Raw genomic sequence first — 24,708 nt, 5'->3', positions numbered from 1 at the left:
CCGCACGCCCGCACCCGCCATGTCGCAGCGCGACTGGGTGGCCGCCGCCATCCGCAAGATCGAGGCCGACTTCAACCGCTCGGCCGACACCCACCTGATCCCGGTGCCGCTGCCCGGCTGGCCGGGGATCGATGTCTACCTCAAGGACGAGTCCAGCCATCCCACCGGCAGCCTCAAGCATCGCCTGGCGCGCTCGCTGTTCCTGTACGCGCTGGCCAACGGCTGGCTGCGCGAGGGCAGCACGGTGGTCGAGGCCTCCAGCGGCTCGACCGCGGTCTCGGAGGCGTACTTCGCCCGGCTGCTGGGGCTGCCGTTCATCGCGGTGATGCCGGCTGCGACCTCGCCGGAGAAGATCGCGGCGATCGAGTTCCAGGGCGGGCGCTGCCACCTGATCGAGAGCGCCTGCAGCATCAACGCCGAGTCGGCGCGGCTGGCGCGCGAGACCGGCGGCCACTTCATGGACCAGTTCACCTACGCCGAGCGAGCCACGGACTGGCGCGCCAACAACAACATCGCCGAGTCGATCTTCAAGCAGATGGCCGAGGAGCCGCACCCGGTGCCGGCGTGGATCGTCTGCGGGCCGGGCACCGGCGGCACCAGCGCCACCCTCGGCCGCTACGTGCGCTACCGCCGGCACGACACCCGGGTGCTGTGCGCCGATCCGGAGACCTCGGTGTTCTTCGACTACTACGTCGGTGCGCGCGAGGGGCGGGCGGATGCGTCGCTGGCTTTGCCGGGCGGGTCGCGGATCGAGGGCATCGGCCGGCCGCGGGTGGAGCCGAGCTTCATCGCCAGCTGCGTGGACGCGATGGTCAAGGTGCCCGACGCGCTGTCGCTGGCGGCGATGCGCCACGTGAGCGCGGTGCTGGGGCGGCGGGTGGGCGGTTCCACCGGAACCAACTTCGTCGGCGTGCTGCGCGCGGCGCAGGCGATGCGCGCGGCGGGGCAGGGCGGTTCGATCGTCAGCATCCTGTGCGACAGCGGCGAGCGCTACGCGCACAGCTACTACGACCCGGCATGGTACGGGCGCCACGGGATCGAGGTGGAGGCGGCGGACCGGGCGGTCGCCGAGGCGGTGGCGGGCGGCGCGTTGCCCGGGCTGGATGTCTGCGGTCCCTTGTAGGAGCCGGTCTTGCCGGCGACCGCCATGCTGGCGGCGCCGGCGTGCGACCGGTTGCCAATGATCCCTCCGCCCCCATGGTCGCCGGCAAGACCGGCTCCTACAGGAAGAGCGGCTTGATTTCCGCCGGATGCGCGCGCATCTGTAACCGATACGCGGCCACCGCCGCACCGATCCACGTTCCCGAGGCTTCCATGGACAACCCCCTGCTCGACTTCTCCGGCCTGCCCCGCTTCGATGCGATCCGTCCCGACCACGTCGGCCCGGCCATCGACGCCCTGCTGGAACAGGCCGGGGCGGCGGTGAAGGCCGCCGAGACCGTGGCGCCGGTGACCTGGGAGAACTTCGTCATCCCGCTGGAGGACGCCACCGAGCGCCTGTGGCGGGCCTGGGGCCAGGGCGGCCACCTGCAGGCGGTGGTCAACACGCCCGAGCTGCGCGAGGCCTACAACGCCAACCTGCCCAAGGTGACCCGCTTCGGCAGCGCGCTGGGCCAGAACCTGACGCTGTTCGCGCAATACAGGGCGCTGGCCGCCTCGGCCGAATACGCCGGCTACGACGCGGTGCGGCGCAAGGTGGTGGACAACGCCCTGCGCGACTTCCGCCTCGGCGGCGCCGAACTGGCCGAGGCCGACAAGGCGCGCTTCTCGGCTTTGCAGGAGGAACTGGCGGCGCTGGCGGCGAAGTTCTCGCAGAACGTGCTCGATGCCACCGATGCGTTCGCGCTGTACGTGGAGGACGAGGCGCGGCTCGCAGGGCTGCCGGCCGAGGTGGTCGCCGCCGCGCGTGCGGCCGCCGAAAAGGATGGCAAGGCGGGCTGGAAGCTGACCCTGCAGATGCCCTGCTACCTGCCGGTCCAGGCCTACGCCGAGGATCGCGGCCTGCGCGAGGCGCTGTACCGTGCCAACGGCGTGCGCGCCTCGGAGAGCGGCCCTGCCGAGCTGGACAACAGCGGCAACATCGAGCGCATCGTCGCCCTGCGCGCCGAGCTGGCCGCCTTGCTGGGCTACGCCAGCTACGCCGAGTATTCGCTGGCGACCAAGATGGCGCAGTCGCCGGGCGAGGTGCTCGGCTTCCTGCGCGACCTGGCCGGCCGTGCCCTGCCATTCGCGCGCCGCGACCGCGCCGAACTGGAAGCCTTTGCCCGCGAGGAGCTGGGCCTGGACGAGCTGCAGCCTTGGGACCTGGGCTGGGCCAGCGAGAAGCTCAAGCAGGCCCGCTACAGCTATTCCGAGCAGGAGGTGAAGCGCTACTTCACCGAGCCGAAGGTGCTGGCCGGCCTGTTCGGGGTGATCGAATCGCTGTACGGCGTCCAGGTGAAGCCGGACCAGGCGCCGGTGTGGCACGAGGACGTGCGCTTCTTCCGGGTCGAGGACGCTGGCGGCCGCCTGCTCGGCCAGTTCTACCTGGACCTGTACGCGCGCGAGGGCAAGCGCGGCGGCGCCTGGATGGACGACTGCCGCAACCGCCGGGTGGGCGCGTCCGGGACCCAGACGCCCCCCGCCGTTCAAACCCCGCTCGTATACCTGGTCTGCAACTTCGGCAAGGGCGTCGACGGCCGGCCGGCCACCTTCAGCCACAACGAGGTGACCACTCTGTTCCACGAGATGGGCCACGGCCTGCACCAGCTGCTGACCGCGATCGGCGAGCTGCCGGTGGCCGGGATCAACGGCGTGGAATGGGATGCGGTTGAGCTGCCCAGCCAGTTCATGGAGAACTTCTGCTGGGAATGGGAGCGGGTGCGGGCGATGACCACGCACGTGGACACGGGCGAGCCTTTGCCGCGCGAGCTGTTCGAGAAGATGCTGGCGGCGAAGAACTTCCAGAGCGGCATGTTCACCGTGCGCCAGCTGGAGTTCGCCCTGTTCGACATGGAGCTGCACAGCCGCTTCGACCCGACCCAGGACGGCGTTTTGCAGCTGCTGGAGCGGGTGCGCGACGAGGTCGCGGTCAACCGCGCGCCGGCCTGGCACCGCTTCCCGCACCAGTTCAGCCACATCTTCGCCGGCGGCTACGCGGCCGGCTACTACAGCTACAAGTGGGCCGAGGTGCTCAGCGCCGACGCCTATGCCGCGTTCGAGGAGGCGCCGGACCAGCTTGCGCAGACCGGCGCCCGCTTCCTGGCCGAGGTGCTCTCGCGCGGCGGCAGCCGCAGCGCGCTGGAGAACTTCACCGCTTTCCGCGGCCGCGCGCCCAGCATCGACGCTTTACTGCGTCACAACGGCATGGGGGAAGGTCAGTACCGCGATGCGGATCTGACCCCCGAAGTTCGCTGAGCGAACTTCGGTCCCCGCGCATCGGCTTCCGAATCCCCGCGGCTTCGCCGCGCCCCCTTTACCAAAGGGAGCTCCTCCTGCGGATGGGCCCGCTCAGGCCCGCGCGAACACCAGTGTGCCGTTGGTGCCGCCGAAGCCGAAGCTGTTGGACATCACCAGGTCCAGCTGCGCCTCACGGCTCTCGCGCATGATCGGGAAGCCCTCGGCGCCCGGGTCCAGGCGGTCGATGTTGGCCGAGCCGGCGATGAAGCCGTCGCGCATCATCAGCAGGCAGTAGATCGCCTCGTGCACGCTGGCCGCGCCGAGCGAATGGCCCGACAGCGCCTTGGTCGAGGACAGCGGCGGCACGTCGGCGCCGAACACCTCGCGCACCGCCTTCAGCTCGGTGATGTCGCCCAGCGGGGTCGAAGTGCCGTGGGTGTTGAGGTAGTCGACCTTGCGCTGCCCCAACCCGGCTCCGTCCAGGCCTTCCAGCGCCATGCGCATGCAGCGCACCGCGCCCTCGCCGGACGGCGCGACCATGTCGGCGCCGTCGGAGGTCACGCCGTAGCCGACCAGCTCGGCATGGATGCGCGCGCCGCGCGCGACCGCATGGTCCCAGTCCTCCAGCACCAGCATGCCGCCACCGCCGGCGATGACGAAGCCGTCGCGGTCGGCGTCGTACGGGCGCGAGGCCGCTTCCGGCCGGTCGTTGAACGCCGACGACAGCGCGCCCATCGCGTCGAACATCACCGTCATGGTCCAGTCCAGGTCCTCGCCGCCGCCGGCGAAGACGATGTCCTGGGCGCCGTGGCGGATCAGGTCGGCGGCCGCGCCGATGCAGTGCGCCGAGGTCGCGCAGGCCGCGCCGATCGAATACGACAGGCCCTTGATCTTGAACGCGGTGGCGAGATTGGCCGACACGGTCGAGCACATCGTGCGCGGGACCATGTACGGGCCGACCTTGCGCACGCCGCGCTCGCGCAGCAGGTCGGCCGCCTCCACCTGCCAATGGCTTGAGCCGCCGCCGGAGCCGGCGATCAGGCCGGTGCGCGGGTGGCTGACCCGGGCCTCATCCAGGCCGGCGTCGGCGATCGCGTCGCGCAGGGAAACGTAGCTGTAGGCGGCCGCGTCGCTCATGAAGCGCTTGAGCTTGCGGTCGATGGCCGCGTCCAGGTCCAGGTCGACCGGGCCGCCGACCTGGCTGCGCAGGCCGCGCTCGACCGAGTCGGGCAGGGTGCGGATGCCGGGACGGCTCTCGCGCAGGGCGGCGGAGACGGTGTCGAGGTCGTTGCCCAGGCAGGAGGCGATGCCCATGCCGGTGATGGCGATGCGACGTGCCATGTCAGAAGTTCTCGGTGGAGGTGAACAGGCCCACGCGCAGGTCCTTGGCGGTGTAGATCTCGCGGCCGTCGACCGACATGCGGGCGTCGCCCTGGGCCATCACCAGCTTGCGGTTGATGACCCGGCTGATGTCGATCTCGTAGGTGACCTTCTTCGCGCTCGGCAGCACCTGGCCGGTGAACTTGACCTCGCCGCAGCCCAAGGCGCGGCCGCGGCCGGGGGCGCCCAGCCAGGTCAGGTAGAAGCCGATCAGCTGCCACATCGCGTCCAGGCCGAGGCAGCCGGGCATCACCGGGTCGCCGATGAAGTGGCACTGGAAGAACCACAGGCCCGGATGGATGTCGAGTTCGGCGCGGATGTAGCCCTTGCCGTGGGCGCCGCCGTCGTCGTTGATCTCGACGATGCGGTCGAACATCAGCATCGGGTCGGCGGGCAGGCGGGCGTCGCTCGATTCGAACAGTTCGCCGCGGCTGCTGGCCAGCAACTGGTCGCGGGTGAACGAGGAGGCGCGGTTCATGCGAAGTCCGGGGGAGAAAACGCCACAGCGTGCCCGAGGGATGGCGTTTCAATCAAATGTTTTACATACGCAGGCGTTTGTTCGACGGGCGGGGCCATGCGGTTTTCGTCTGTATTCCGGGGTGCAGGGTACCCGTCCTCCTGTCCTCGCCGCCTTCACGTCCACGGCACAATGGACGGGTCATGCCGTCCCAACCCCTGCCGCCATCGCCGCGCAAGATCATCCACATCGACATGGATGCCTTCTACGCGTCGGTGGAGCAGCGCGACGATCCGTCGCTGCGCGGCCGGCCGGTGGTGGTGGCGTGGCGCGGGGCGCGCTCGGTGGTGTGCGCGGCCTCGTACGAGGCGCGCAAGTTCGGCGTGCGCTCGGCGATGCCGGCGCTGCGGGCCGAGCGGCTGTGCCCGCAGGCGGTGTTCGTGCCGCCGGACTTCGTCCGCTACAAGGCGGCCTCGCGCCAGGTGCGGGCGATCATGCTCGAGCACACCGAGCTGGTCGAGCCGCTGTCGCTGGACGAGGCCTACCTCGACGTCACCGCGGCCAGGACCGGCCTGCCCAGCGCCACCGCGGTGGCCGAGGCGATCCGGGCGAAGATTCGCGAGGAGACCTCGCTCACCGCCTCGGCCGGAGTCGCGCCGAACAAGTTCCTGGCCAAGATCGCCTCGGACTGGAACAAGCCCGACGGCCTGTTCGTGATCCGCCCGCAGCAGGTCGAGCGCTTCCTCACGCCCTTGCCGGTCGGCCGGATCCCGGGGGTGGGCAAGGTGATGCAGACCAAGCTGGAGGCGCTGGGCATCGCCACCGTCGGCGACCTGCGCGCGCGTGCGCTGGAGGACCTGCAGCAGCGCTTCGGCAGCTTCGGCGCGGCCCTTTACCGGCGCGCGCGCGGGATCGACGAGCGCCCGGTGGAGCCGGACCAGCCGGTGCAGTCGGTGTCGTCCGAGGACACCTTCGCCGAGGACCTGCCGCTGGAAGCGCTGGAGCCGGCGATCCGGGAACTGGCGGAGAAGACCTGGACCGCCTCGCGCAAGGCCGGGCGGGTGGCGCACACGGTGGTGCTCAAGCTCAAGACCGCGCAGTTCCGGATCCTGACCCGCAGCCTGACCACGGACCCGCCGCCGTCCTCGGCGCAGGCGCTGGCGGACATCGCGGTGGCGTTGCGCGAGCGGGTCGCGTTGCCGGCCGATACCCGCTACCGGCTTGTCGGCGTGGGGCTGTCGGGCTTCCGCGAAGCGAAGGAGACTGTGCCGCAGGGCGACCTGTTCGCGCCGCCGTTGTAGGAACCGGTACTCGTAGCCGCGCTCAGTCCCGCCAGTCGAATGCCAGGGTTTCGTCGCGGGCGAAGCGCTGCAGGTGGGATTCGATCACCTGCTGCAGCCGGGCCATGCCGGCGCCATCGTCGTGGACCAGGCGGATGACCAGGGCATCGCCCTCGACGTCGAAGTCGGCGCCGACGGCCTCGGCGAACGGGATGTGGGCGTGGGTGTCGCTGTCGCGGCGCAGCTCGAACTTGTGCCGCCAGTGGTTGCAGAGGGTGCGCAGCAGGCGCGGCGCGTCGTTCGAGGTCACCCGGGTGCGGCTGACGGGCATGCGTGCCTCCGTGGGGGGAGAAGGGCCGCGCCGAGTATAGGCAGCGGCCCGCCCGTGGCAGGCGCCGCCCGCGGGACGCTGTGTCGCATCCCTCCTGTCGCGGGCGGCTCCGTGGAAATGGAAGCCGCGTGCGCCCGCCTCGCCGGCGGACGCACGCAGCCGCAGGTCAGCGCGCCGGCTGCCAGCGCACGCTCAGGCCGAACTCGCGGCCGGGCTGGTTGTACCAGTCGACCAGCTGATAATCGCGGTCGAACAGGTTGGTCACTCGGGCCTGCAGGGTCCAGTCCGGGTGCAGGGCGTATTCCAGGCGCAGGTCGGCGGTGGCATGGCCGCCGACTTCGACCGTGTTGGCGGCATCGTCGTAGCGGCGGCCGGCGGCATTGACGCTGGCGCCGAGGGCGAGGTCGCCGAAGCGGCGGTCCAGGTCGATCCGGCCGGTGTTGCGTGCGCGGCGCGGCAGCAGCTTGCCGCGGTTGGCGCCTTCGGAGCGGTTGCGCGGGTCGACGTGGCTGTACTCGGCCGACAGGTCCCAGCCGGCGAGGGTGGTGGCCACGGTCAGTTCGCCGCCGCGCAGGCGCGCGGTGTCGACGTTGCCCGGCAGGAAGATCGACGCGTCGTAGCTGATCAGGTCGTCGACCCGGTTCTCGAACACGTCCACGCTCCAGCGCCAGGCGTCGCCGCCGCCGGACAGGCCGAGGTTGAGGTTCTTCGACTCCTCCGGACGCAGGGCGGGGTTGCCGTAGTACGGGTAGTACAGGTCGTTGAAGCTCGGCGCGCGGAAGCCGGTGGAGTAGCGCGCGGCCAGCTTCAGGCCGTCGCCGAAGTGCCAGCCCCAGCCCAGGTCGCCGGTGGTGTGGCTGCCGAACTGCTCGTTGTCGTCGTTGCGCAGGCCGGCCTGCAGCTGCTGGGCGCCGAAGCGGCCCTGGTACTCGGCGAACACGCCGGTGTTGTCGCGGGCGGTGACGTCGTAGGCGGTGGTGCCGGTGATGCGGTCGTCCAGCCAGTCCAGGCCGGCGGTCAGCCGCTGGCCCTCGGCCAGGACGAAGTCGCCCTGCAGCGAGGCCTGGTCGCGGCGGGTGTCCAGGCCGCCGACGAAGCCGGCGGCGCCGTAGTCGTCGGTCTGGTCGTCGCTGCGGCCCACCGTGGCCTGCCAGGACAGGCGCGCGGAAGGCGCGTAGCGCACCTGGCCGGACAGCACCTGCTGCACGGTTTCGGAGTAGTTGGCCCAGCTGCCGTCGTAATGGTTGTAGCCCTCCACCCGCAGGGCGCTGCCTTCCACGGTCCAGGCCTCGGCCGGCTTGCCGCCGGCGCGCAGGCTGGCGGAGCGGTTGCGGTAGCCGTCGCGGTCCGGCTCGTCGGCGTAGCAGCCGGCGCCCCAGCCGGCCGCGGTGCCGTCGCAGGCGTTGATGCCGTCGGTGCGCAGCAGGGCCACGTCGGCGCCGAACCAGGCGCGCTCGCCGCCCTGGCCGATGCCGGCGCTGGCTTCGCGCAGGCCGTGGCTGCCCACGCCCGCCGACGCGCGCGGCTGCAGGGCGCCGCGCTCGCGACGGGTGAAGATCTGGATCACGCCGCCGATCGCGTCGGCGCCGTACAGGCTCGAATGCGGGCCGCGCACGATCTCGATCCGCTCGATCTGCGCCACTGGCAGGTCCTGCAGGGCCGGCAGGCCGGCGGTGGCCGAACCGATGCGCACGCCGTCGACCAGCACCAACAGCTGGTTGGAACCGGCGCCGCGCAGGAACAGCGAGGTCTGCTTGCCCAGGCCGCCGGTGTTGGTGAGGTTGATGCCGGCGCGGCCGGCCAGCAGCTGCTGCAGCGAGCTGGCCTGGCTGCGCTCGATCTGCGCGCGGTCGATCACCTGCGCCGGCGACAGGCTGTCGCGCAGGGCGATCGGGGTCCGGGTGGCGGTGACCAGGATCTCGTCCAGGTCGGTGGCGTCCTCGGCGAAGGCGACGGAAGGCAGGACCAGCGCCAGGGCGACGGCGGCGGTCAGCGGGCGGAACGTCATCGGGCAACTCCATGCGTGCGTGGCGCCGCACCCGGCGCCAGATCGGGGAGTCGCGAGGCGGGACGGCACGCAGCGGACGGGCGCACGCGGCGCCGGCACGCCGCGATGCCCACCGCATCGCAACCTGGTTCCGCAAGGCCGGTCTCCGGGCTGGCGATCGGATGCCGGGCCCTGGAGGGCGCGGACACCGGCGGCGACGCCTTCCCGTGCCGGGCACAGTGGCGGATGTCGCAGCGTTGCGGTCGCTTACCGTTGCGGGGGCAGCGCCGGCCTTGTCGCGAGGACGCACCGGCTTCCCGTTTCAACCCGGTCGGCGGAGGCCGGCGGGTCACCTTGCAGCGGCGCGATTGTATGCGATCGGCGATCCGCTCAGTCGAAACGGTTGCCCGTGCCGCCTTCTTCCTTTCCGGTACCGCGCTCGTCGTCTTCCGCGGGCGCGCCGGACGCTTCGCCGTCGTCGCCGTAGAAGGAGGTGGTCACCGGCCCGCCCACCGGCCGGCCGCGCGGCGGGGGCAGGGCGGCGCTGGCGGTTTCCAGTTCGGCCAGCAGCTGCTGCCGGCGTGCCTCGGGCACGTCGTGCCAGTGGCAGTCCCGCAGCGCGCCTTCCAGCGCGTACAGCAGGTTGAGGCTAGGTTTGAAGCCTGCGCGCCTGACCTTGACGAAAGCCTGCACCGCGCCGGCCGCGACCAGGTCCTCGGCGCTGCGCAGGCCGACCTGGCGCAGCCAGGCCGCGCTCTTGGGGCCGATGTTGCGAAGCTGGGCGGTGCTCACCGCAAGGATTCCACGAAGGCGGCGGCCAGCGCCTCCAGACCGGCCTGGTCGTCGGCGTCGAAGCGGTCCGGCTCCGGGCTGTCCAGGTCGAACACGCCGACCAGCTCGCCCCCGCGCACCAGCGGCACCACCAGTTCCGAGCGCGAGGCCGAATCGCAGGCGATGTGGCCAGGGAAGGCATGCACATCGGCCACGCGCTGGGTCTGGCGGGTACGCGCGGCCGCGCCGCACACGCCCTTGTCCAGCGGGATGCGCACGCAGGCCGGCAGACCCTGGAACGGGCCGACCACCAGCTCGGTGCCGTCGTAGAGGTAGAAACCGACCCAGTTCAGCGCGGGCAGGGCGTGGTAGACCAGCGCCGAGAGGTTGGCGGCGTTGGCGATCCGGTCGTGCTCGCCGTGCAGCAGGCCGCGGGCCTGCGCCAGCAGCTGCGCGTACTGCTCCGGCTTGCTGCCGGTGAGGGGAATGGAGGCGAAGGACATGCGGGCATGGTAACCGTTCGCGCGCGGCGTGCCGGCCGGTGCCGGCCGCGCACGCTTATGATGCCGGCCCTCGCCCACGCCTTCGCCGCACCACGATGCAGACCCATTGCCCCGCCGTCACCGATCGCCTCTACGTCACCGGCACCGACACCGGCGCCGGCAAGACCGTGGCCAGCTGCGCCCTCCTGCATGCGTTCCGCGCGCGCGGCCTGCGGGCGGTGGGCATGAAGCCGGTGGCCAGCGGCTGCACCCGGGCTGACGAGGGCTGGCGCAACGAGGATGCGCTGGCGCTGCAGGCGGCCAGCGATCCGCGGCCGGCCTACGACGACCTCAATCCGTTCGCGATGCCCGAGCCGCTGGCGCCGGAACTGGCCGCGCGTGCGGCCGGCGTGGAGATCGCGTTGCCGCCGTTGCAGGCGGCGTTCGCGCGCCTGCGGGCGCAGTCCGACATCGTCGTGGTCGAGGGCGTGGGCGGCTGGGCCGCGCCGCTGACCGCGACCCTGGACCAGCGCGACCTGGTGCATGCCCTGCGCCTGCCGGTGGTGCTGGTGATCGGAATGCGCCTGGGCTGCCTCAACCACGCGCGGCTGAGCGCGGCGGCGATCGCGGCCGACGGCTGCGACCTGGTCGGCTGGATCGCCAGCGAGGTCGATCCGGACATGGCCTGCCGCGAGGAGAACCTGCAGTTGCTGGCCGCGCGCCTGCCGGCGCCGTTCCTCGGACGCATGCCATACGCGCCTGATCCGCAGCCGGCGCGTATGGCCGCGCAGCTGACGCTGCCGTTGTAGGCGCCGCAGACAAAAAAAGGCCCGACAGCGGGAGGGGATGCTGTCGGGCCTGGGTTTGCGCGGAGGGAGGGGAGCCGCGCAAATGCTTTGAATCGTTTCGAATCGGGTATCGCACCCGGCGTTTCCGCCGGTCCGGCGCGTCAGGCGATGCCTGCGCGCCGGGACGCCGCAAGGCTCAGCGCTTGGCAGCCTTGGCGACCTTGGCCACGGTGGCCTGGGCCTGCTCGGTGGCGGACTCGAACTGGCTCTTGGCCAGCTGGCCCAGCGCTTCGGTGGTCTTCAGGGTCAGGCCGAAGACTTCCTGGCCGGCCGCGGCGAAGCGCTCGGCGTTGTCGCGGGCGATCTGCAGGCCCTTCGGCCACAGGGTCTTGTACGACTCCAGGTCGCGGGCCTCGGCGAGCTCGCCGAAGAAGCCGGTGGTCGCGTCGACGCTCTTCTCGAACGTGCGCAGCTGCACGCCGAAGACGGTCTCTGCGTTTTCCAGGGCCAGGCGGTTCACGCGCGCGGCGACGGCGGCGAACTGGTGGGTGTAGGCGCTGAGCTGATCGTTGAACTGGTACGACATGGCGGACTCCTGCGACGGATTGCCTTGATGGTGCGACGCAGCATACGAGGTCTTTTGTTGCGATGCAACAACTTTCGGCGGGATTTTTGAAGAATCTTTGATTTTTCTCAAAAATCAATGGCTTGAGATGGCTCTGGCGTGCCCCGGGGCGGCCGGAAGCCCTCCCCGCAACGGCACCTGCGCGTTCCCGTCATCCCCCGCCGCTTGGCGCAGCTGCCCCTCAGCCGCGGTAGCGGCAGCCCGAGGTGCAGGTCTCGTGGACCACGACTTCGCTCAGCAGCGGCAGGGTGGGCTTGAGCCGGGCCCAGATCCACGCCGCCAGCCGTTCGCTGGTCGGGTTGTCCAGACCTTCGATGTCGTTGAGGTAGTGGTGGTCGAGCTGGTCGTGGATCGGCGCGAACGCGGCCTTGATCTCGGAGAAGTCCATCACCCAGCCGGTGTACGGGTCCGGTTCGCCGGACACGTGGATCTCCACCCGGAAGGAGTGTCCGTGCAGGCGCGCGCACTTGTGGCCCGCGGGCACGTGGGGCAGGCGGTGCGCCGCCTCGAGGGTGAAAACCTTGAAGATGTCCATGCCGGCATTGTCCGCGCGGCCGCCGGCAGCGGCAATCGCCGGCTAGCGTGATTGTTGCAAATCGTTCTCAACAAGGCATAGACTGCGCGCCGTTCGCCAGCCCGTCCGGACCTCGAGTTCCGAAGCGCCAGCCTCCACGTCTGCCGCCCGGAAGGTTCCGATGAAGCTGTTCTCCCTGCTGGCGCTGGCCGCCGCCGCGTTGTTGCCCGCCGCCGCGCACGCCCACACCCCGTACCTGGCCCCGTCCGAGTTCGCCCCCGGCGAACGCGCCACGGTGACCCTGGACGCGTCCTTCGCCGAAACCTTATTCGTGCCCGAGGTGGCGTTCGACGACAGTCGCTTCGAGGTCACCGGTCCGGACGGGCGCACGGTCGCGGCCGACACCGTGCAGGTGCTGAAGACGCGCACCGTGGCCGAGCACGCGCTGGCCGGCAAGGGTACCTACCGCTTCAGCACTGGCCATCGCCTGGGCGCGGTGTTCCGCACCTGGGAACTGGACGGCAAGACCCAGGGCAGCCGCGACCCGTCGCAGCCGCTGCCGGCCGGGGCCAAGCTGCTGAGCCACTTCCAGTCGCTCACCCGCGCCGAGACCTACGTCACCGCCGGCGCGCCCGACACCGCCGCGCTTAAGCCGCACGGCGAGGGCCTGGAACTGGTGCCGCTGACCCACCCGGGCGACCTGTACGCCGGCGAGCGCTTCGAGTTCGAGGTGCACTTCGACGGCAAGCCGCTGGCCGACCAGAAGATCGAGATCACCGAGGCGGTGTGGACCTCCGACCGCAAGCCGGCCGAGGTCTCGCTGCTCAGCGATGCGCAGGGACGCGCGGTCTTCAACCTGGCCCAGCCGGGCACCTACCTGGCTCTGGTCCGGCACCGTGCGCCGGCCCCCGCCGGCGCGGCCGCGCCCGAGTACAGCCACAGCTACACCCTGAGCTTCCGCGTGCTCGAGCAGTAACCGCGCCCTCCACTCCAACCACAGGACACACCGCCATGCATCCGACCGCTTCCGGACTGCTCGCCCTGGCGCTGGCCGCGTCGATCGCGCCGGCCGCCGCCCAGGCCGCCGCCCATGCCGCCCATGGCGCCGCGCCGCCGGCCGCCAATGCCGCGCGCGCCGCCACCGGCCACCGCCAGGCGCCGGCCTCGTTCCTGGCCCAGTTCGACGAGGACAAGGTCGGCAAGGTCGACGCCGCCGCATTCGAGGCCTTCCGCCGCGCCCGCTACGCCCAGACCGACGAGAACGGCGACGGCAGCGTCGACGTGGAGGAGTACGTGGCCGAGTACGCCGGTCGCCTGGACCGCGAACTGGAGGCCGCGCGCGAGGCGCAGGTGAAGCAGACCCACACCCGCTTCGGCGCCCTGGACAAGGACGGCGACGGCTTCGTCAGCCGCGCCGAGTACGACGCGTCCGGCGAGCGCGCCTACGCCTTCTACCTGGAGAACGCCGACAAGCCGGAGCCGGCCGGCCGCCAAGGCGCGCCGCGCGATCCGATCGGCATGCCCACCACCCACAGCCGCGCCGGCATGCTGGCCATGTACGACCGCGACGGCGACGGCAAGGTCGCCCGTGGCGAATACGACACCGCCCGCGGCGAGGCCTTCGCCCGCACCGACGGCAACGGCGACGGCCGCCTGGACAAGGACGAGTACCTGGCCGAGTACGAGGACCGCCTCGACCGCAAGATCGCCAGCCGCCGCGACGGTTCGCTGCAGCAGGCGCGGGTGCGCTTCGGCGCGCTGGACCAGGGCAAGGACGGGCGGGTGTCGTGGGACGAATACGCGGCCTCCGGCAAGCGCATGTTCGAGGGCGCCGACCGCGACGGCAACGGCGTGGTCGATGCCGCCGACACCGCCGCCGCGGCGTCCGCACCTGCGGCGGCATCGGCCGCGCGCTGAGCGCGCCACCAGGGGCCAGGGGAGACAGGGGGCGATGCGCGCGCACAGGGGAAGGGCCTGGCCGCTGGCGTTGGCCGCGGCGCTGGCCTGTGTGTCGCCGGCCGCGGTCGCGGTCGAGCGCCACCACCGCGAACCGGTGCTGGGGACCTCGCTCGACCTGCAGCTGGCCGGGGTCGACGCGGCCACCGGCGAGCGCATGCTGGCCGCGGCCCTGGACGAGATCGCCGCGCACGAGGCCGTGCTCAGCGGCTGGCGCGGCGACAGCGCGCTGTCGCGCCTGAATGCCGGCACGCCCGTCGCCGGACCGCCGCCCGCCCTGCGCGAGGTGCTGCGTGCCTGCGAGCAGTGGCGCGCGCGCACCGCGGGCGCCTTCAGCTGCCGCCTGGGTTCGCTGGCGCAGGCCTGGCGCCAGGCCGACGCCGACGGGGTCCTGCCTTCGCGTCCGGAACTGCGCCGGCAGGCGCGCGAACTGGCGAAGGCGCCGTTCGATCCGCAGGCGCCGGTGCTGGCGGCGCCGCCCGGGCGGCGCTTCGACGTGGACGGGATCGCCAAGGGTTGGATCCTCGACCGGGTGCTGCTGCGGCTGCGCACGGAGTTACCGCAGGCGCGCGGGATCGCCATGGACATCGGCGGCGACGGCGCCTACTGGGGCCGCGACGACGACGGCCGGCCCTGGCAGGTCGCGGTGGCCGACCCGCTCGCGCCGCGGGACAACCATGACGTGCGCGGGATCGCCCGCCTGCGCCTGGACGATGCCGCGATGGCTTCCAGTGGCCATGCCAGCCGTGGCTATGCGGTCGGCCGCCGGCAGTTCAGCCACATCCTCGATCCGCTCGAAGGCTGGCCGGTGGCATACGCGCCCTCGGCCACGGTGGTCGCCGCCGACGCGGCCACGGCCGACGCCTTGGCCACCGCACTGACGGTGATGCCGATCCGCGAGGGCCTGGCCCTGGTCGACAGCCTGCCGGGTACGGCGGCGCTGGTGGTCGGCGAGCAGGGCGTGGCCTTCGCCTCGGCGGCATGGCCGGCACGGCTGGAACCGGACGAAGCCGGGCGGGTGCCGCAAAGGGACGGCCAGGCCTGCACCCTGCAGGTCGATTACACCATCCCGCAGAGGCCCGCCGACCGCTACCGCAATCCCTACCTGGCGCTGTGGATCGCGCGCCCGGACGGCACCCCCGTGCGCCAGCTGCTGGTGCTGGGCGACCGCAGCCGCTGGCTGGGCGAACTGCCGGCCTGGTGGCGCCATTACGGCCGCAACGACAACGCCGCCGCGCTGGGCATCGCCCGGCCCACCCGCCGGCCGGGCGCCTACAGCGTCGGCTGGGATGGCCGCGACGACTTCGGCCGCGCCGTGGCGCAGGGCGACTACCTGCTGCAGGCCGAAGCCGCGCGCGAGCACGGCGGCCACGAAACCCTGTCGCTGCCGTTCGCCTGGCGTGCCCGCACCCGTGCGGCGAATGCGCAAGGCGGCAGCGAGATCGGCCGGATCGAACTGCGCCAGGCCTGTCGACCCGGCTAGCGGGCCCGGACGCCCACTCATCTCCCAGCAACGCTGTCGCCGCCGGTCCGCGGCGCCCATCGCAGCCAGGAAGCGCCCGCCCCGTGGCTTGCGCGCAATCCCTTTCCCGACTGCGGAGTTTTCCGAAATGACCACCCCACGATCCCTGCTCGCCCTCGCCATTGGCGCCTGCCTGGCGGCCACCGCCCACGCCGAACCCGCCGCGCCCTCGGCCGCCGACGGCGCCAGCACCCTCGACACCGTCCAGGTGGAGGGCGAACGCGGCAAGAAGTCCGCCAACCAGAACGTCACCGTGCTCGGCGCCGCCCAGCTGGAAGGGGAGCAGGCCGAGAACATGGAGGACCTGGTCCGCTACATCCCCGGCGTGAGCATCGCCGACATGGGCCGCTTCGGCGACAACGGCTTCAACATCCGCGGCATGGAGGGCGACCGCGTCTCGCTGGTGGTCGACGGCCTGAGCCTGGCCGAGGGCCTGGAGACCGCGCGCAGCTACGAGTTCTTCCGCGCCGGCCGCGGCGGCGTGGACGTGGATACCCTCAAGCAGGTGGAAGTGATCAAGGGCGCCGACGCGATCGCCGCCGGCAGCGGCGCACTGGGCGGCGCGGTGGTGTTCACCACCAAGGACCCGGCCGACTACCTGCGCCCGAACGGCAACGACACCTACGGCAGCATCAAGCTCGGCTACACCGGCTACAACAGCGAGAAGCTGGGTTCCTTCACCGTGGCCAACCGCACCGGCATGGTCGAGTCGATGCTGGTCTACACCCGGCGCGAGGGCCACGAGGCCGAGGGCTGGTACGACAGCACCGGGATCGAGACCGGCAGCGCCCGCCGCACCCCCGACCCGATCGACCACGAGAGCACCAACGTCCTGGCCAAGGTCGACTTCGTCCTCTCCGAGGCCCACCGCCTGGGCCTGGTGTACGAGCGCAACCGGGTCGAGAACGTGGTCGACAACCTCAGCCGCGTGTCCTCGCCCGGCTACCTGGAGCGGGTCGGCGACGACAGCAACGACCGCGACCGCTACGGCCTGAACTACACCTGGAACGCCGGCAACGCCGCCTTCGACACTCTGTACGCCCAGGTCGACCGCCAGGAGACCGCCAGCTACGGCGTCACCCGCATCATTGCCGGCAGCGGCACCTCGGCCAACCCGACCGCCACCGCCAACACCACCCCCTGCACCCTGGCGCTGCCCTGCCGCCGCGCCGAGGACCGCAACACCGAACAGGTGCTGGACCGTGCGGCGGTCGACTTCGCCAAGGCCCTGGGCGAGGGCGGCGTGACCCAGTCGCTGCTGTACGGCGCGGCCTGGCAGAAGCGTGAGGTGGACTTCACCGCGATCGATTACCGCTGGAACAACGCCGGAGTGCTGGACACCGCCACCGTCGACCCGGCGCAGGTGCCGCAGACCGACGTCACCGCCTGGAACCTGTACCTGCGCGACCGCATCGGCCTGCTCGACGACCGCCTGGAGCTGACCCTGGGCGCGCGCTACGACCGCTACGACTACTCGCCGCAGCTGGACGCCCAGTTCCAGGACCGCACCGGCACCGTGCGCGACGTCAGCTTCGCCTCGCCGACCTGGCAGGCCGGCCTGGCGTTCGAGTTCGTGCCGCGAAACACCCTGTGGCTGCAGGCCGGCCGCGGCTTCCGCGCCCCGACCACCGGCGAGATGTACGCGCCGACCAGCACCGCCACCATCACCGAAGTCGGGACCGGCAACACCCTGGTCGTGCCGACCTCCGCGGCCAATCCGGACCTGGAGGCGGAAACCAGCCTCAACCTGGAGGCCGGCTGGCGCTGGGAGGGCGAGAACGCACGGGTCGGCATCTCGGTGTTCCGCGACCGCTACGACGACTTCATCGACACCCTGCGGGTGACCGAGAACCCCGGCACCCAGTACCAGACCTGCACCGGCACCCGCTGCACCACCGCGATGGGCTACAGCTACAGCACCGTGGACAACGTCGGCGAGGTCACGGTCAAGGGCGCCGAGGCCGAGGCCCTGTGGCGCCTGGGCGATGCCTGGCTGCTGCGCGCGGCCTACTCGCACAACGAGGGCGAGCAGGCCGACGGCGCTCCGCTGAACAGCATCAACCCCGACCGCGGCGTGCTCGGCCTGGGCTGGCAGGGCGTGGACGGCCGCGCCCGGATCAACGCCAGCGTGACCCATGCCCTGGCCAAGAAGCTCAGTGACGTGGATCCGGAGGGCGACGTGTTCGGCGCCGCCCCCGCGCCGTTCCTGAGCGACGCCTACACCGTGGTCGACCTGTACGGCAGCTTCCGCTTCAACGACCACCTGCGGATCAACGCCGGCGTGTACAACCTGTTCGACGAGGAGTACTACCAGTGGGCGCGGATCCGCAACGTGACCCGCGGCGACTTCTACCTGTACGGCTACGCCACCGACGACGGCATCGGCCGCTACAGCGAACCGGGCCGCAACGTCCGGGTCTCGCTGACCTGGGTGTTCTGAGCCGACGGCCGCCGCACGCCTTCGTGCGGCGGCCGCATCCGCCTGTCCCGCAAACGCGAACGGCAGCCCTGGGGCTGCCGTTCGCATGTCTGCCGGTGTCCTGCGCGGGGATCAGCGCGTGGCGTCCCGGCGCGGCCCGCCGCCGTTGCCGCCGCCGCGGCGACGACCACGGCCGGCCTCGGCCGGCTTGCGCGCGGCCTCGCGCGGCGCGCCGTGCGACTTGGCCCCGGCATGCGCGTGGCGCTGGCCGTCGCCGGCACCGCCGTGCGGACGCCGGCCGCGGCCGCCGGCCGGCTTGCGCGGCGGGCGCTGCCCGCCCGGCACCTCGGCCTTGCCCGGGGCGCTGTTGCCCCAGCGAATCGGCACCTGCGGCTCGAACCCGGCCAGGTCGCGGATCTCCATGTCGCGCTCGAGCAGGCGCACGATCTGGCGCAGGTACTTGGCGTCGTCCTGCGACACCAGCGAGATCGCCTCGCCGCTGGAACCGTTGCGGCCGGTGCGGCCGATCCGGTGGACGTAGTCCTCGGCCACCATCGGCAGGTCGAAGTTGATCACCCGCGGCAGCTGGTCGATGTCGATCCCGCGCGCGGCGATGTCGGTGGCCACCAGGACCTTGACCTTGCCGGCCTTGAAGTCGCCGAGCGCGCGCAGGCGCTGGCCCTGGCTCTTGTTGCCGTGGATCGCCGCGGCCTGGATCCCGGACTTCTCCAGGAAGGTGGCCAGCTTGTCGCTGCCGTGCTTGGTCTTGGCGAACACCAGGGTCTGCACCCGCGCGTCCTGGGCCAGCAGGTGCAGCAGCAGCTCGCGCTTGCGAGCGGTGTCGACCGGGTGGACGCGGTGGGCGATGGTCTCGGCCACGGTGTTCTGCGGGGTCACCTGGACCTCGCGCGGGTGGCGCATGAACTCCATCGCCAGCTGCTTGATGCTCTCGGGGAAGGTGGCCGAGAACAGCAGGGTCTGGCGGTTCTGCTTCGGCAGCTTGGCCAGGATCCGCTTGATCGAGGGCAGGAAGCCCATGTCGAGCATGCGGTCGGCCTCGTCCAGGACCAGGATCTCGATCCCGGACAGGTCCACGCTGCGGCGCTCGATGTGGTCGATCAGCCGGCCCGGGCAGGCGATCACCAGGTCCACGCCGCGGCGCAGGGTGTCGAGCTGGTTGCCCATGCCCACGCCGCCGTAGATCACCGCGCTGGGGATGCGCAGGTACTTGCTGTAGCCGCGCAGGCTGTCGTGGACCTGGGTGGCCAGCTCGCGGGTCGGGGCCAGGACCAGGGCGCGCGGCCTGCGCGGGCCGTTGACCGCCTGCGGCGAGGTGCCCAGGTGCTGTAGCAGGGGTAGGCCGAAGGCGGCGGTCTTGCCGGTGCCGGTCTGGGCGCCGGCCAGCAGGTCGTGGCCGTCCAGGGCCAGGGGGATGGCCTGCTGCTGGATCGGGGTGGGGGTTTCGTATCCCTGCTCGGCCAGCGCGCGCAGCAGGAAGGGCGCAAGGCCCAGGGATTCGAACGACATTCGGGAAGCTCCATGGCAACGCCCGCGGGCGCATGCCTGCGGGCTGATCGGTTTCGATCGGTGGCTCGGAGCGTTCCCGTGAACCGCGCTGCGAGAGGGGATGTGGCCGGGGACCGGCCCGAATGCCAGGCGGAAGGCGTCGGAGTGGGGCGGACGCCGGATCGTCTGTCCGGCGCTGCCGATCCCGGAGGGAAACGGACGGCCGCTGGCAGTCAGGGCGCGGATTCTACGCGAAGACGGGGGATTTCGCCCGGAGGGGCGTGGCCGGTATTCAGCCGGGATCTGGGAGGAATGTTTCCAGTGAAACAATAGGCCTGGAGTCGCTACAATCCCGCTCCCAGCCCGCAGGAGTCAGCCGGATGAAGCTCGGAACCCTCAAGGAAGGCGGCCGCGACGGCACCCTGGTGGTGGTCGCCCGCGACCTGTCCCGCGCCGTGCGCGCCACCGGCATCGCCGCGACCCTGCAGCAGGCCCTGGACGACTGGCACGCCGCCGCCCCGCGCCTGCAGGCCCTGGCCGCGGCGCTCGAGGCCGGCCGGGCCGACGGTGCCTTCGCCCTGGACATGGCCGCACTGGCCGCGCCCCTGCCGCGCGCCTATGAATTCGTCGACGGCAGCGCCTACCTGCCGCACGTGGAGCGGGTCCGCCGCGCCCGCGGCGCCGAGGTCCCGGAGAGCTTCTACACCGACCCGCTGATGTACCAGGCCACCAGCGCCGGCTTCTACGGCCCGCGCGACCCGGTGCGGGTGCCGAGCGAGGACTTCGGCATCGACCTGGAGGCCGAGATCGTGGTGGTCACCGACGACGTGCCGATGGCGGCCACGCCGGAACAGGCCGCCGGCCACATCCAGCTGGTCGGCCTGGTCAACGACGTGTCCCTGCGCAACCTGATCCCGGGCGAGCTGGCCAAGGGCTTCGGCTTCCTCCAGTCCAAGCCGCGCTCGGCGCTGTCGCCGGTGTTCGTGACCCCGGACGAGCTGGGCCCGGCCTGGCACGGCCACAAGCTGCACCTGCCCCTGCTGACCCACGTCAACGGCCGCTGGTTCGGCGCCCCGGAGGCGGGCGAGGACATGCAGTTCGACTTCGCCCAGCTGGTCGCGCACGCCGCCCGGACCCGGCCGCTGGTGGCCGGCACGATCGTCGGCTCGGGCACCATCGCCAACCAGGACGTGTCCCGCGGCGCCTCCTGCTTCGCCGAACAGCGTGTGGTCGAGACCCTGCGCGACGGCCAGCCGTCCACGCCGTTCATGGCCTTCGGCGACACCGTGCGGATCGAGATGCTGGACGGCGAGGGCCGCAGCATCTTCGGCGCGATCGAGCAGAGGATCGAACGGCCGTAGGGGGCGCTTGCCGGCGCGATATGTCCGGCGCACTCTGCCCGCACCGGACAAGCGAGGAACGCGATGTCGAGCACCGAACTGGAGCTGTACACCTACTGGCGGTCCAGCGCCGCCTGGCGGGTGCGCATCGGCCTGGAACTCAAGGGCCTGGCCTACGTCCCGCGGCCGGTGCACCTGCTGCGCGACGGCGGCCAGCAGCACGCGACCGACTACGCCACCCTCAACCCGCAGCAGCTGGTGCCGGTGCTGATGCACGGCCGTCGCGCGGTGCGGCAGTCGCTGGCGATCCTGGAATACCTCGACGAGGCCTGGCCGGACAGCGTGCCCCTGCTGCCGGGCAGCGCCCGCGAGCGGGCGCGGGTGCGCGCGCTGGCCCTGCTGGTGGCCTGCGACGTGCATCCGCTGAACAACCTGAGGGTGCTGCAGTTCTTCGAGCAGCAGTGGAACGTGCCCCAGCCCGAGCGCGAGGAGTGGGTGCGGCACTGGATTGCCGAGGGCCTGGACGCGCTGGAGGCGCTGGTGGCCGAGGATCCGTCCACCGGCGCGTTCTGCCACGGCGACCTGCCGGGTCTGGCCGACTGCTGCCTGGTGCCGCAGCTGTACAACGCCCGGCGGTTCGGCATGGACGTCGGCGCGTGGCCGGTCCTGGCCCGGATCGAGCGGGCCTGCCAGGCCCTGCCGGCCTTCCAGGCCGCGGTGCCGGAAGCGCAGCCGGACGCGCCGGCGAAAAACGCCTGATCCCGGACGGCGAGGGTCAGAGGAAGCCGTGGCTGATGGTCGGGGTCGGCGGGGCGTTGAGGTCGGCGTAGGGATCGTGCTCGCCGTCGGCGCCTTCGGACAGGCGGAACTTCAGCGCCAGGCCATCGCGCGAGTCGGCCGCGCGTAGCGCCTCCTCCTGCTCGATCTGGCCCTGCTTGACCATCCGGAACAGGCACTGGTCGAAGGTCTGCATGCCTTCCTCCAGCGAGCCTTCCATCGCCTGCTTGATCTCGTGCACCTGGCCGCGGCGCAGGAGGTCGCGGATCATCGGGGTGTTGATCAGCACCTCGGTGGCCGGCAGCCGGCGCTCGTCCACGCCCTTGACCAGGCGCAGCGAGACCACCGCGCGCAGGTTCAGCGCCAGGTTCATCAGCACGTTCTTGTGCGCGCTCTCGGGGAAGAAATTGAGGATGCGCTCGATGGTCTGGTCGGCGTTGTTGGAGTGCAGCGTGGCCAGGCACAGGTGGCCGGTCTCGGCGAAGGCGATCGCCGCCTCCATCGTGGTCGCGTCCAGGATCTCGCCGATCAGGATCACGTCGGGCGCCTCGCGCATCGCGTTCTTCAGCGCGTTGTGGAAGGCGTGGGTGTCCAGGCCGACCTCGCGCTGGTTGACGATCGACTTCTTGTGCCGGTGCAGGTACTCGATCGGGTCCTCGATGGTGAGGATGTGCCCGGTGGTGTTGCTGTTGCGGTAGTCGATCATCGACGCCAGCGAGGTCGACTTGCCCGAGCCGGTCGAGCCGACCAGCAGGACCAGGCCGCGCGGGGTCATGATGATGTCCTTCAGCACCTCCGGCAGGTTCAGGTCCTCGATCGAGGGGATCACGCTGCGGATGGCGCGGATCACCATGCCGACCTCGCCGCGCTGCTTGAACACGTTGACCCGGAAGCGGCCGGCGTCGGACAGGGCGATGGCCATGTTCAGCTCCAGGTCGCGCTCGAACTGCGGCACCTGGCCCTCGTCCATCAGCGAGTAGGCGATCTTCTTGACCATGCCCGGCGGCAGGCCGGTGTTGCCCAGCGGGTACAGCTTGCCTTCGATCTTGATGTAGACCGGCGCCCCGGTGGTCAGGAACATGTCCGAGGCGTTCTTCTCGTTCATCAACTTCAGGAAGTAGCCGATATCCATAGCGCCTTCGATCCCTGCCCCGTTTGCTGTTCGGCGGCGGCCATTTGCAAGCGCGCCGCAGGCTTCCGACAATGGCCGCGACCCGAACCGGACGCGACGCTCCCCAATGAACGACCCTAGCTTCGCACACTTCCGCAAACGCCTGTACGCGCTCCTGGCCGCTTTCGGGCTGGCGGTCACGGCCCACGCCCAAGCGCCGCTGCCGGACCTGCAGCGCGCCGAGCAGGCGGTGATGCAGGCCCAGGACGCCGATGCCGACCACTACGCCCCGGACCTGATCGCCACCGCCCGCCAGGCGCTGGTCCAGGCCCAGGCCGCGGCGGCCTCGCGCAGCCGCGCCGATCAGCGCCAGGCCGTCGCGGTGGCCCAGCGGGCGGCGGCCGATGCCGACCTGGCCCGGATGCGCAGCGAACAGGCCAAGGCCGATGCCGACCTGCAGCAAAGGCGCGACGAGATCGCCGCCCTGCGCCAGCGCCTGGGCATGGCCGCGGAGGCGACCCCATGAGCGCGACGATGAAGAAAGGACTGGCGGTCGGCTTCTGCCTGGCCGTCTTCGCCGCGGTCCCGGCGCTGGCTGCGCCCGATGCGGACGTGGCCCGGTTGCAGGCGCAACTGGCGGCCCTGCAGGGCGATCCTTCGCTGGGCCGGCTGGCGGTCTACGAGCAGATGGAAGCGCAGCAGGCCATCGCCGCGCTGGACAAGGCCCGCCGTGCCGAGCGCGCCGATGCCCTGTACCTGGCCGGGCGCCGGGTGGAGATCGCCGAGCTGACCGCCCGGGTCCAGGCCGCGCGCAGCGAGCTTTCGCGGCTGGACCTGCAGCGCAGTGAACTTCTGCTGGAAGCCAGCCGCCGCGACGCCGCGCGCGCGCGGCAGGAGAACGAGCGCCTGCGCCTGCAGGCCCAGATCCAGGCCGAGGAAGCCGAGCGCCTGCGCCTGGCCGCGGAGGCCGAAGCCCAGCTGCGGACCGAGGTCGAGGAGGCGCTGGGCAAGGCCACCGGCCGCCAGGCCTCGCAGCTGAGCGCGGCGCGGCGCAAGGAGGCCGAACTGGCCCGCCAGGAGGCCGAGCTGGTGAGCGGCAAGAAGCTGCCGGCCGCGCGTTTCGAGGGACAGGGGGAGGTGTTCACCCTGCCGGGCAACGCCTATGCCTCGGGCAAGTCCGGCCTGAGCGGCAGCGGCGGGGATGCGGCCGCCGCACTGGCGGCCTACCTGCAGATCGCCAAGGGCGGGGTGCGGATCAGTGCCTGGGGCGACGACGGCAAGCTCGCCCAGGCTCGCGCCGCCGCCCTGCGCGAAGCGCTGGTCGCCGGTGGCGTGGCGGCCTCGCGGATCCGGGTCGAGGCCAAGCGTGGGGCCGCCACCGGCACCCGTGCGGCCGAGGTGGTGGTGGGTCCCTGAACCACCACGGTGGCGTGCCCTGGTGAAGCCGGCTTGCCGGCTTTCTTGCGGATTTTTCATGCAGATCAAATATTTGTCCTGGAAATCCGCCTCGTCTCGCCCTGTCATGTGACATCCACGACCGCCGGTCGCAATTCCTGCACGTCGTGGTTGCCGGCCCCGGGAGGGAGGAGTAGGGTCAATCATCCGGGAGGTGCTTCCGCCCCCGGATGACCGGAGATCCTGCCGATGCAGCCATCCGCCGAGTCCAAGGAGATCGCCGCCGGGATACCCGTCCCGGTGGCCGGATCCGGTGACCGGGTGGCGTGCCCGGACGACTCCGAAACCCGACGCCCCGGCCGCAAGGTCCGGGGCGTTCGTTTTTCCGCCGGCCGAAGGCGGCCGGCCCACGCCGCACGGATGCGCGACTCCCAGGAGGTGCAGACATGTTCGAAGGGCAACCGCAGGCCGAGATCGATGCGCTGATGAAGCGCGACCCCGAGTTCAAGCAGCTCTACCAGCGACACCGGCTGCTGGACAAGAAGGTCATGGACGCCGAACTGGGCGTGCTGCCGATCGACGACCTCACGCTCGGGCAGATGAAGCGCGAGAAGCTCATCGCCAAACAGCGCCTGCTGCGCATCTACGACCGGGCGCACTGACCCGGTCCACCGCTCCACGCCGCGGGC

23 protein-coding genes and 1 riboswitch are annotated in these 24,708 nt (G+C 71.5%); of the genes, 13 read left to right on the top strand and 10 right to left on the bottom strand.

Going from position 1 to position 24,708, the window contains the following annotated elements; all coding sequences use genetic code 11:
• Positions 1-19: 19 nt before the first annotated feature.
• Both CSC62_RS00340 and CSC62_RS00335 read left to right on the top strand, forming a co-directional pair.
• Complete coding sequence (locus tag CSC62_RS00340; protein ID WP_162404173.1) at positions 20-1,123, top strand: PLP-dependent cysteine synthase family protein; 1,104 nt, start codon at positions 20-22, stop codon at positions 1,121-1,123.
• Between the two features lie 191 nt (positions 1,124-1,314).
• Positions 1,315-3,396, top strand: coding sequence for a M3 family metallopeptidase (locus CSC62_RS00335; protein WP_162404172.1), 2,082 nt, complete (start codon positions 1,315-1,317; stop codon positions 3,394-3,396).
• A gap of 93 nt (positions 3,397-3,489) precedes the next feature.
• Here CSC62_RS00335 and fabB read toward each other — a convergent pair whose 3' ends face one another.
• Together fabB and fabA are read right to left on the bottom strand one after the other, a co-directional pair.
• Positions 3,490-4,719: a beta-ketoacyl-ACP synthase I gene (fabB, locus tag CSC62_RS00330; RefSeq protein WP_162404171.1), complete on the bottom strand. Its 1,230-nt coding sequence runs from the start codon at positions 4,717-4,719 to the stop codon at positions 3,490-3,492.
• A 1-nt stretch (position 4,720) separates the two neighbouring features.
• The gene (gene fabA / locus CSC62_RS00325; RefSeq protein ID WP_162404170.1) at positions 4,721-5,236 is read right to left on the bottom strand and encodes a 3-hydroxyacyl-[acyl-carrier-protein] dehydratase FabA; all 516 of its coding nucleotides are present in this window, start codon (positions 5,234-5,236) and stop codon (positions 4,721-4,723) included.
• Between the two features lie 182 nt (positions 5,237-5,418).
• Between fabA and dinB the strand changes: the two genes are divergently transcribed.
• Complete coding sequence (gene dinB, locus CSC62_RS00320) at positions 5,419-6,516, top strand: DNA polymerase IV (RefSeq protein ID WP_162404169.1); 1,098 nt, start codon at positions 5,419-5,421, stop codon at positions 6,514-6,516.
• A gap of 22 nt (positions 6,517-6,538) precedes the next feature.
• Here the strand turns inward: dinB and CSC62_RS00315 are convergent, their stop codons facing one another.
• From CSC62_RS00315 to CSC62_RS00300, 4 genes are all read right to left on the bottom strand, one after another.
• Positions 6,539-6,826 carry a DUF2218 domain-containing protein gene (locus CSC62_RS00315; RefSeq protein ID WP_162404168.1) on the bottom strand — a complete coding sequence of 96 codons (288 nt, stop codon included), beginning with the start codon at positions 6,824-6,826 and terminating at the stop codon, positions 6,539-6,541.
• A gap of 166 nt (positions 6,827-6,992) precedes the next feature.
• A complete protein-coding gene (gene btuB / locus CSC62_RS00310) occupies positions 6,993-8,834 on the bottom strand; it encodes a TonB-dependent vitamin B12 receptor (protein WP_162404167.1) in 1,842 nt (613 codons plus the stop codon).
• A 119-nt stretch (positions 8,835-8,953) separates the two neighbouring features.
• A riboswitch (cobalamin riboswitch) is annotated at positions 8,954-9,185 on the bottom strand.
• Between the two features lie 18 nt (positions 9,186-9,203).
• Entirely contained in the window at positions 9,204-9,605 is a 402-nt protein-coding gene (locus tag CSC62_RS00305; RefSeq protein WP_162404166.1) for a TfoX/Sxy family protein, read from the bottom strand.
• Positions 9,602-10,087, bottom strand: coding sequence for a GAF domain-containing protein (locus CSC62_RS00300; RefSeq protein WP_162404165.1), 486 nt, complete (start codon positions 10,085-10,087; stop codon positions 9,602-9,604). The genes CSC62_RS00305 and CSC62_RS00300 overlap by 4 nt, the downstream gene beginning before the upstream one ends.
• 95 nt (positions 10,088-10,182) lie before the next feature.
• Here CSC62_RS00300 and bioD point away from each other — a divergent pair, with 95 nt between their 5' ends.
• Positions 10,183-10,875 carry a dethiobiotin synthase gene (bioD, locus tag CSC62_RS00295; protein ID WP_162404164.1) on the top strand — a complete coding sequence of 231 codons (693 nt, stop codon included), beginning with the start codon at positions 10,183-10,185 and terminating at the stop codon, positions 10,873-10,875.
• A gap of 175 nt (positions 10,876-11,050) precedes the next feature.
• Here bioD and CSC62_RS00290 read toward each other — a convergent pair whose 3' ends face one another.
• Positions 11,051-11,440 (bottom strand): phasin family protein, encoded by a 390-nt coding sequence (locus CSC62_RS00290; protein WP_162404163.1) that lies wholly within the window; start codon positions 11,438-11,440, stop codon positions 11,051-11,053.
• Between the two features lie 220 nt (positions 11,441-11,660).
• Entirely contained in the window at positions 11,661-12,014 is a 354-nt protein-coding gene (gene queD / locus CSC62_RS00285) for a 6-carboxytetrahydropterin synthase QueD (RefSeq protein WP_162404162.1), read from the bottom strand.
• Between the two features lie 160 nt (positions 12,015-12,174).
• On the opposite strand from queD, the gene CSC62_RS00280 reads away from it, so the two are divergent.
• From CSC62_RS00280 to CSC62_RS00265, 4 genes are all read left to right on the top strand, one after another.
• A complete protein-coding gene (locus tag CSC62_RS00280) occupies positions 12,175-12,969 on the top strand; it encodes a DUF4198 domain-containing protein (RefSeq protein ID WP_162404161.1) in 795 nt (264 codons plus the stop codon).
• Between the two features lie 35 nt (positions 12,970-13,004).
• A complete protein-coding gene (locus CSC62_RS00275; RefSeq protein WP_162404160.1) occupies positions 13,005-13,910 on the top strand; it encodes an EF-hand domain-containing protein in 906 nt (301 codons plus the stop codon).
• Between the two features lie 34 nt (positions 13,911-13,944).
• Positions 13,945-15,432, top strand: a complete 1,488-nt coding sequence (locus CSC62_RS00270) for a DUF2271 domain-containing protein (protein WP_162404159.1) — start codon at positions 13,945-13,947, stop codon at positions 15,430-15,432.
• A 127-nt stretch (positions 15,433-15,559) separates the two neighbouring features.
• Positions 15,560-17,911, top strand: a complete 2,352-nt coding sequence (locus tag CSC62_RS00265; protein WP_162404158.1) for a TonB-dependent hemoglobin/transferrin/lactoferrin family receptor — start codon at positions 15,560-15,562, stop codon at positions 17,909-17,911.
• Between the two features lie 111 nt (positions 17,912-18,022).
• Here the strand turns inward: CSC62_RS00265 and CSC62_RS00260 are convergent, their stop codons facing one another.
• A complete protein-coding gene (locus tag CSC62_RS00260) occupies positions 18,023-19,417 on the bottom strand; it encodes a DEAD/DEAH box helicase (RefSeq protein ID WP_162404157.1) in 1,395 nt (464 codons plus the stop codon).
• A 359-nt stretch (positions 19,418-19,776) separates the two neighbouring features.
• On the opposite strand from CSC62_RS00260, the gene CSC62_RS00255 reads away from it, so the two are divergent.
• Positions 19,777-20,757: a fumarylacetoacetate hydrolase family protein gene (locus CSC62_RS00255; RefSeq protein ID WP_162404156.1), complete on the top strand. Its 981-nt coding sequence runs from the start codon at positions 19,777-19,779 to the stop codon at positions 20,755-20,757.
• A 63-nt stretch (positions 20,758-20,820) separates the two neighbouring features.
• Entirely contained in the window at positions 20,821-21,495 is a 675-nt protein-coding gene (maiA, locus tag CSC62_RS00250; protein WP_162404155.1) for a maleylacetoacetate isomerase, read from the top strand.
• A gap of 16 nt (positions 21,496-21,511) precedes the next feature.
• Here maiA and CSC62_RS00245 read toward each other — a convergent pair whose 3' ends face one another.
• A complete protein-coding gene (locus CSC62_RS00245) occupies positions 21,512-22,645 on the bottom strand; it encodes a PilT/PilU family type 4a pilus ATPase (protein ID WP_162404154.1) in 1,134 nt (377 codons plus the stop codon).
• 106 nt (positions 22,646-22,751) lie between these two features.
• Here CSC62_RS00245 and CSC62_RS00240 point away from each other — a divergent pair, with 106 nt between their 5' ends.
• The 3 genes from CSC62_RS00240 to CSC62_RS00230 all read left to right on the top strand — a co-directional run bounded on the left by CSC62_RS00240 (position 22,752) and on the right by CSC62_RS00230 (position 24,681).
• Positions 22,752-23,150 carry a DUF4398 domain-containing protein gene (locus CSC62_RS00240; RefSeq protein ID WP_162404153.1) on the top strand — a complete coding sequence of 133 codons (399 nt, stop codon included), beginning with the start codon at positions 22,752-22,754 and terminating at the stop codon, positions 23,148-23,150.
• Positions 23,147-24,040, top strand: a complete 894-nt coding sequence (locus CSC62_RS00235) for a hypothetical protein (protein WP_246194083.1) — start codon at positions 23,147-23,149, stop codon at positions 24,038-24,040. The genes CSC62_RS00240 and CSC62_RS00235 overlap by 4 nt, the downstream gene beginning before the upstream one ends.
• Positions 24,041-24,465: 425 nt before the next feature.
• Positions 24,466-24,681 carry an HP1242/YdcH family protein gene (locus CSC62_RS00230; RefSeq protein ID WP_162404152.1) on the top strand — a complete coding sequence of 72 codons (216 nt, stop codon included), beginning with the start codon at positions 24,466-24,468 and terminating at the stop codon, positions 24,679-24,681.
• The last annotated feature ends 27 nt before the right edge of the window (positions 24,682-24,708 follow it).

This window comes from Pseudoxanthomonas jiangsuensis, assembly GCF_010093185.1.
Classification (GTDB): Bacteria; Pseudomonadota; Gammaproteobacteria; order Xanthomonadales; family Xanthomonadaceae; genus Pseudoxanthomonas; species Pseudoxanthomonas jiangsuensis.
Note: the sequence above shows the minus strand (reverse complement) of the source record. Positions and strands in the feature narration are given on the sequence as shown.

Excerpts from the sequence above, each read along its gene's own strand:
- CSC62_RS00240 (WP_162404153.1), top strand. The coding sequence starts at position 22,752 with ATGAACGACCCTAGCTTCGCACACTTCCGCAAACGCCTGTACGCGCTC.
- fabA (WP_162404170.1), bottom strand. The coding sequence starts at position 5,236 with ATGAACCGCGCCTCCTCGTTCACCCGCGACCAGTTGCTGGCCAGCAGC.
- CSC62_RS00280 (WP_162404161.1), top strand. The coding sequence starts at position 12,175 with ATGAAGCTGTTCTCCCTGCTGGCGCTGGCCGCCGCCGCGTTGTTGCCC.
- CSC62_RS00260 (WP_162404157.1), bottom strand. The coding sequence starts at position 19,417 with ATGTCGTTCGAATCCCTGGGCCTTGCGCCCTTCCTGCTGCGCGCGCTG.
- queD (WP_162404162.1), bottom strand. The coding sequence starts at position 12,014 with ATGGACATCTTCAAGGTTTTCACCCTCGAGGCGGCGCACCGCCTGCCC.
- CSC62_RS00270 (WP_162404159.1), top strand. The coding sequence starts at position 13,945 with ATGCGCGCGCACAGGGGAAGGGCCTGGCCGCTGGCGTTGGCCGCGGCG.
- CSC62_RS00235 (WP_246194083.1), top strand. The coding sequence starts at position 23,147 with ATGAGCGCGACGATGAAGAAAGGACTGGCGGTCGGCTTCTGCCTGGCC.
- CSC62_RS00265 (WP_162404158.1), top strand. The coding sequence starts at position 15,560 with ATGACCACCCCACGATCCCTGCTCGCCCTCGCCATTGGCGCCTGCCTG.
- CSC62_RS00255 (WP_162404156.1), top strand. The coding sequence starts at position 19,777 with ATGAAGCTCGGAACCCTCAAGGAAGGCGGCCGCGACGGCACCCTGGTG.
- CSC62_RS00230 (WP_162404152.1), top strand. The coding sequence starts at position 24,466 with ATGTTCGAAGGGCAACCGCAGGCCGAGATCGATGCGCTGATGAAGCGC.
- CSC62_RS00290 (WP_162404163.1), bottom strand. The coding sequence starts at position 11,440 with ATGTCGTACCAGTTCAACGATCAGCTCAGCGCCTACACCCACCAGTTC.
- fabB (WP_162404171.1), bottom strand. The coding sequence starts at position 4,719 with ATGGCACGTCGCATCGCCATCACCGGCATGGGCATCGCCTCCTGCCTG.
- CSC62_RS00340 (WP_162404173.1), top strand. The coding sequence starts at position 20 with ATGTCGCAGCGCGACTGGGTGGCCGCCGCCATCCGCAAGATCGAGGCC.
- dinB (WP_162404169.1), top strand. The coding sequence starts at position 5,419 with ATGCCGTCCCAACCCCTGCCGCCATCGCCGCGCAAGATCATCCACATC.
- CSC62_RS00245 (WP_162404154.1), bottom strand. The coding sequence starts at position 22,645 with ATGGATATCGGCTACTTCCTGAAGTTGATGAACGAGAAGAACGCCTCG.
- CSC62_RS00300 (WP_162404165.1), bottom strand. The coding sequence starts at position 10,087 with ATGTCCTTCGCCTCCATTCCCCTCACCGGCAGCAAGCCGGAGCAGTAC.
- btuB (WP_162404167.1), bottom strand. The coding sequence starts at position 8,834 with ATGACGTTCCGCCCGCTGACCGCCGCCGTCGCCCTGGCGCTGGTCCTG.
- CSC62_RS00315 (WP_162404168.1), bottom strand. The coding sequence starts at position 6,826 with ATGCCCGTCAGCCGCACCCGGGTGACCTCGAACGACGCGCCGCGCCTG.
- maiA (WP_162404155.1), top strand. The coding sequence starts at position 20,821 with ATGTCGAGCACCGAACTGGAGCTGTACACCTACTGGCGGTCCAGCGCC.
- CSC62_RS00275 (WP_162404160.1), top strand. The coding sequence starts at position 13,005 with ATGCATCCGACCGCTTCCGGACTGCTCGCCCTGGCGCTGGCCGCGTCG.
- CSC62_RS00335 (WP_162404172.1), top strand. The coding sequence starts at position 1,315 with ATGGACAACCCCCTGCTCGACTTCTCCGGCCTGCCCCGCTTCGATGCG.
- bioD (WP_162404164.1), top strand. The coding sequence starts at position 10,183 with ATGCAGACCCATTGCCCCGCCGTCACCGATCGCCTCTACGTCACCGGC.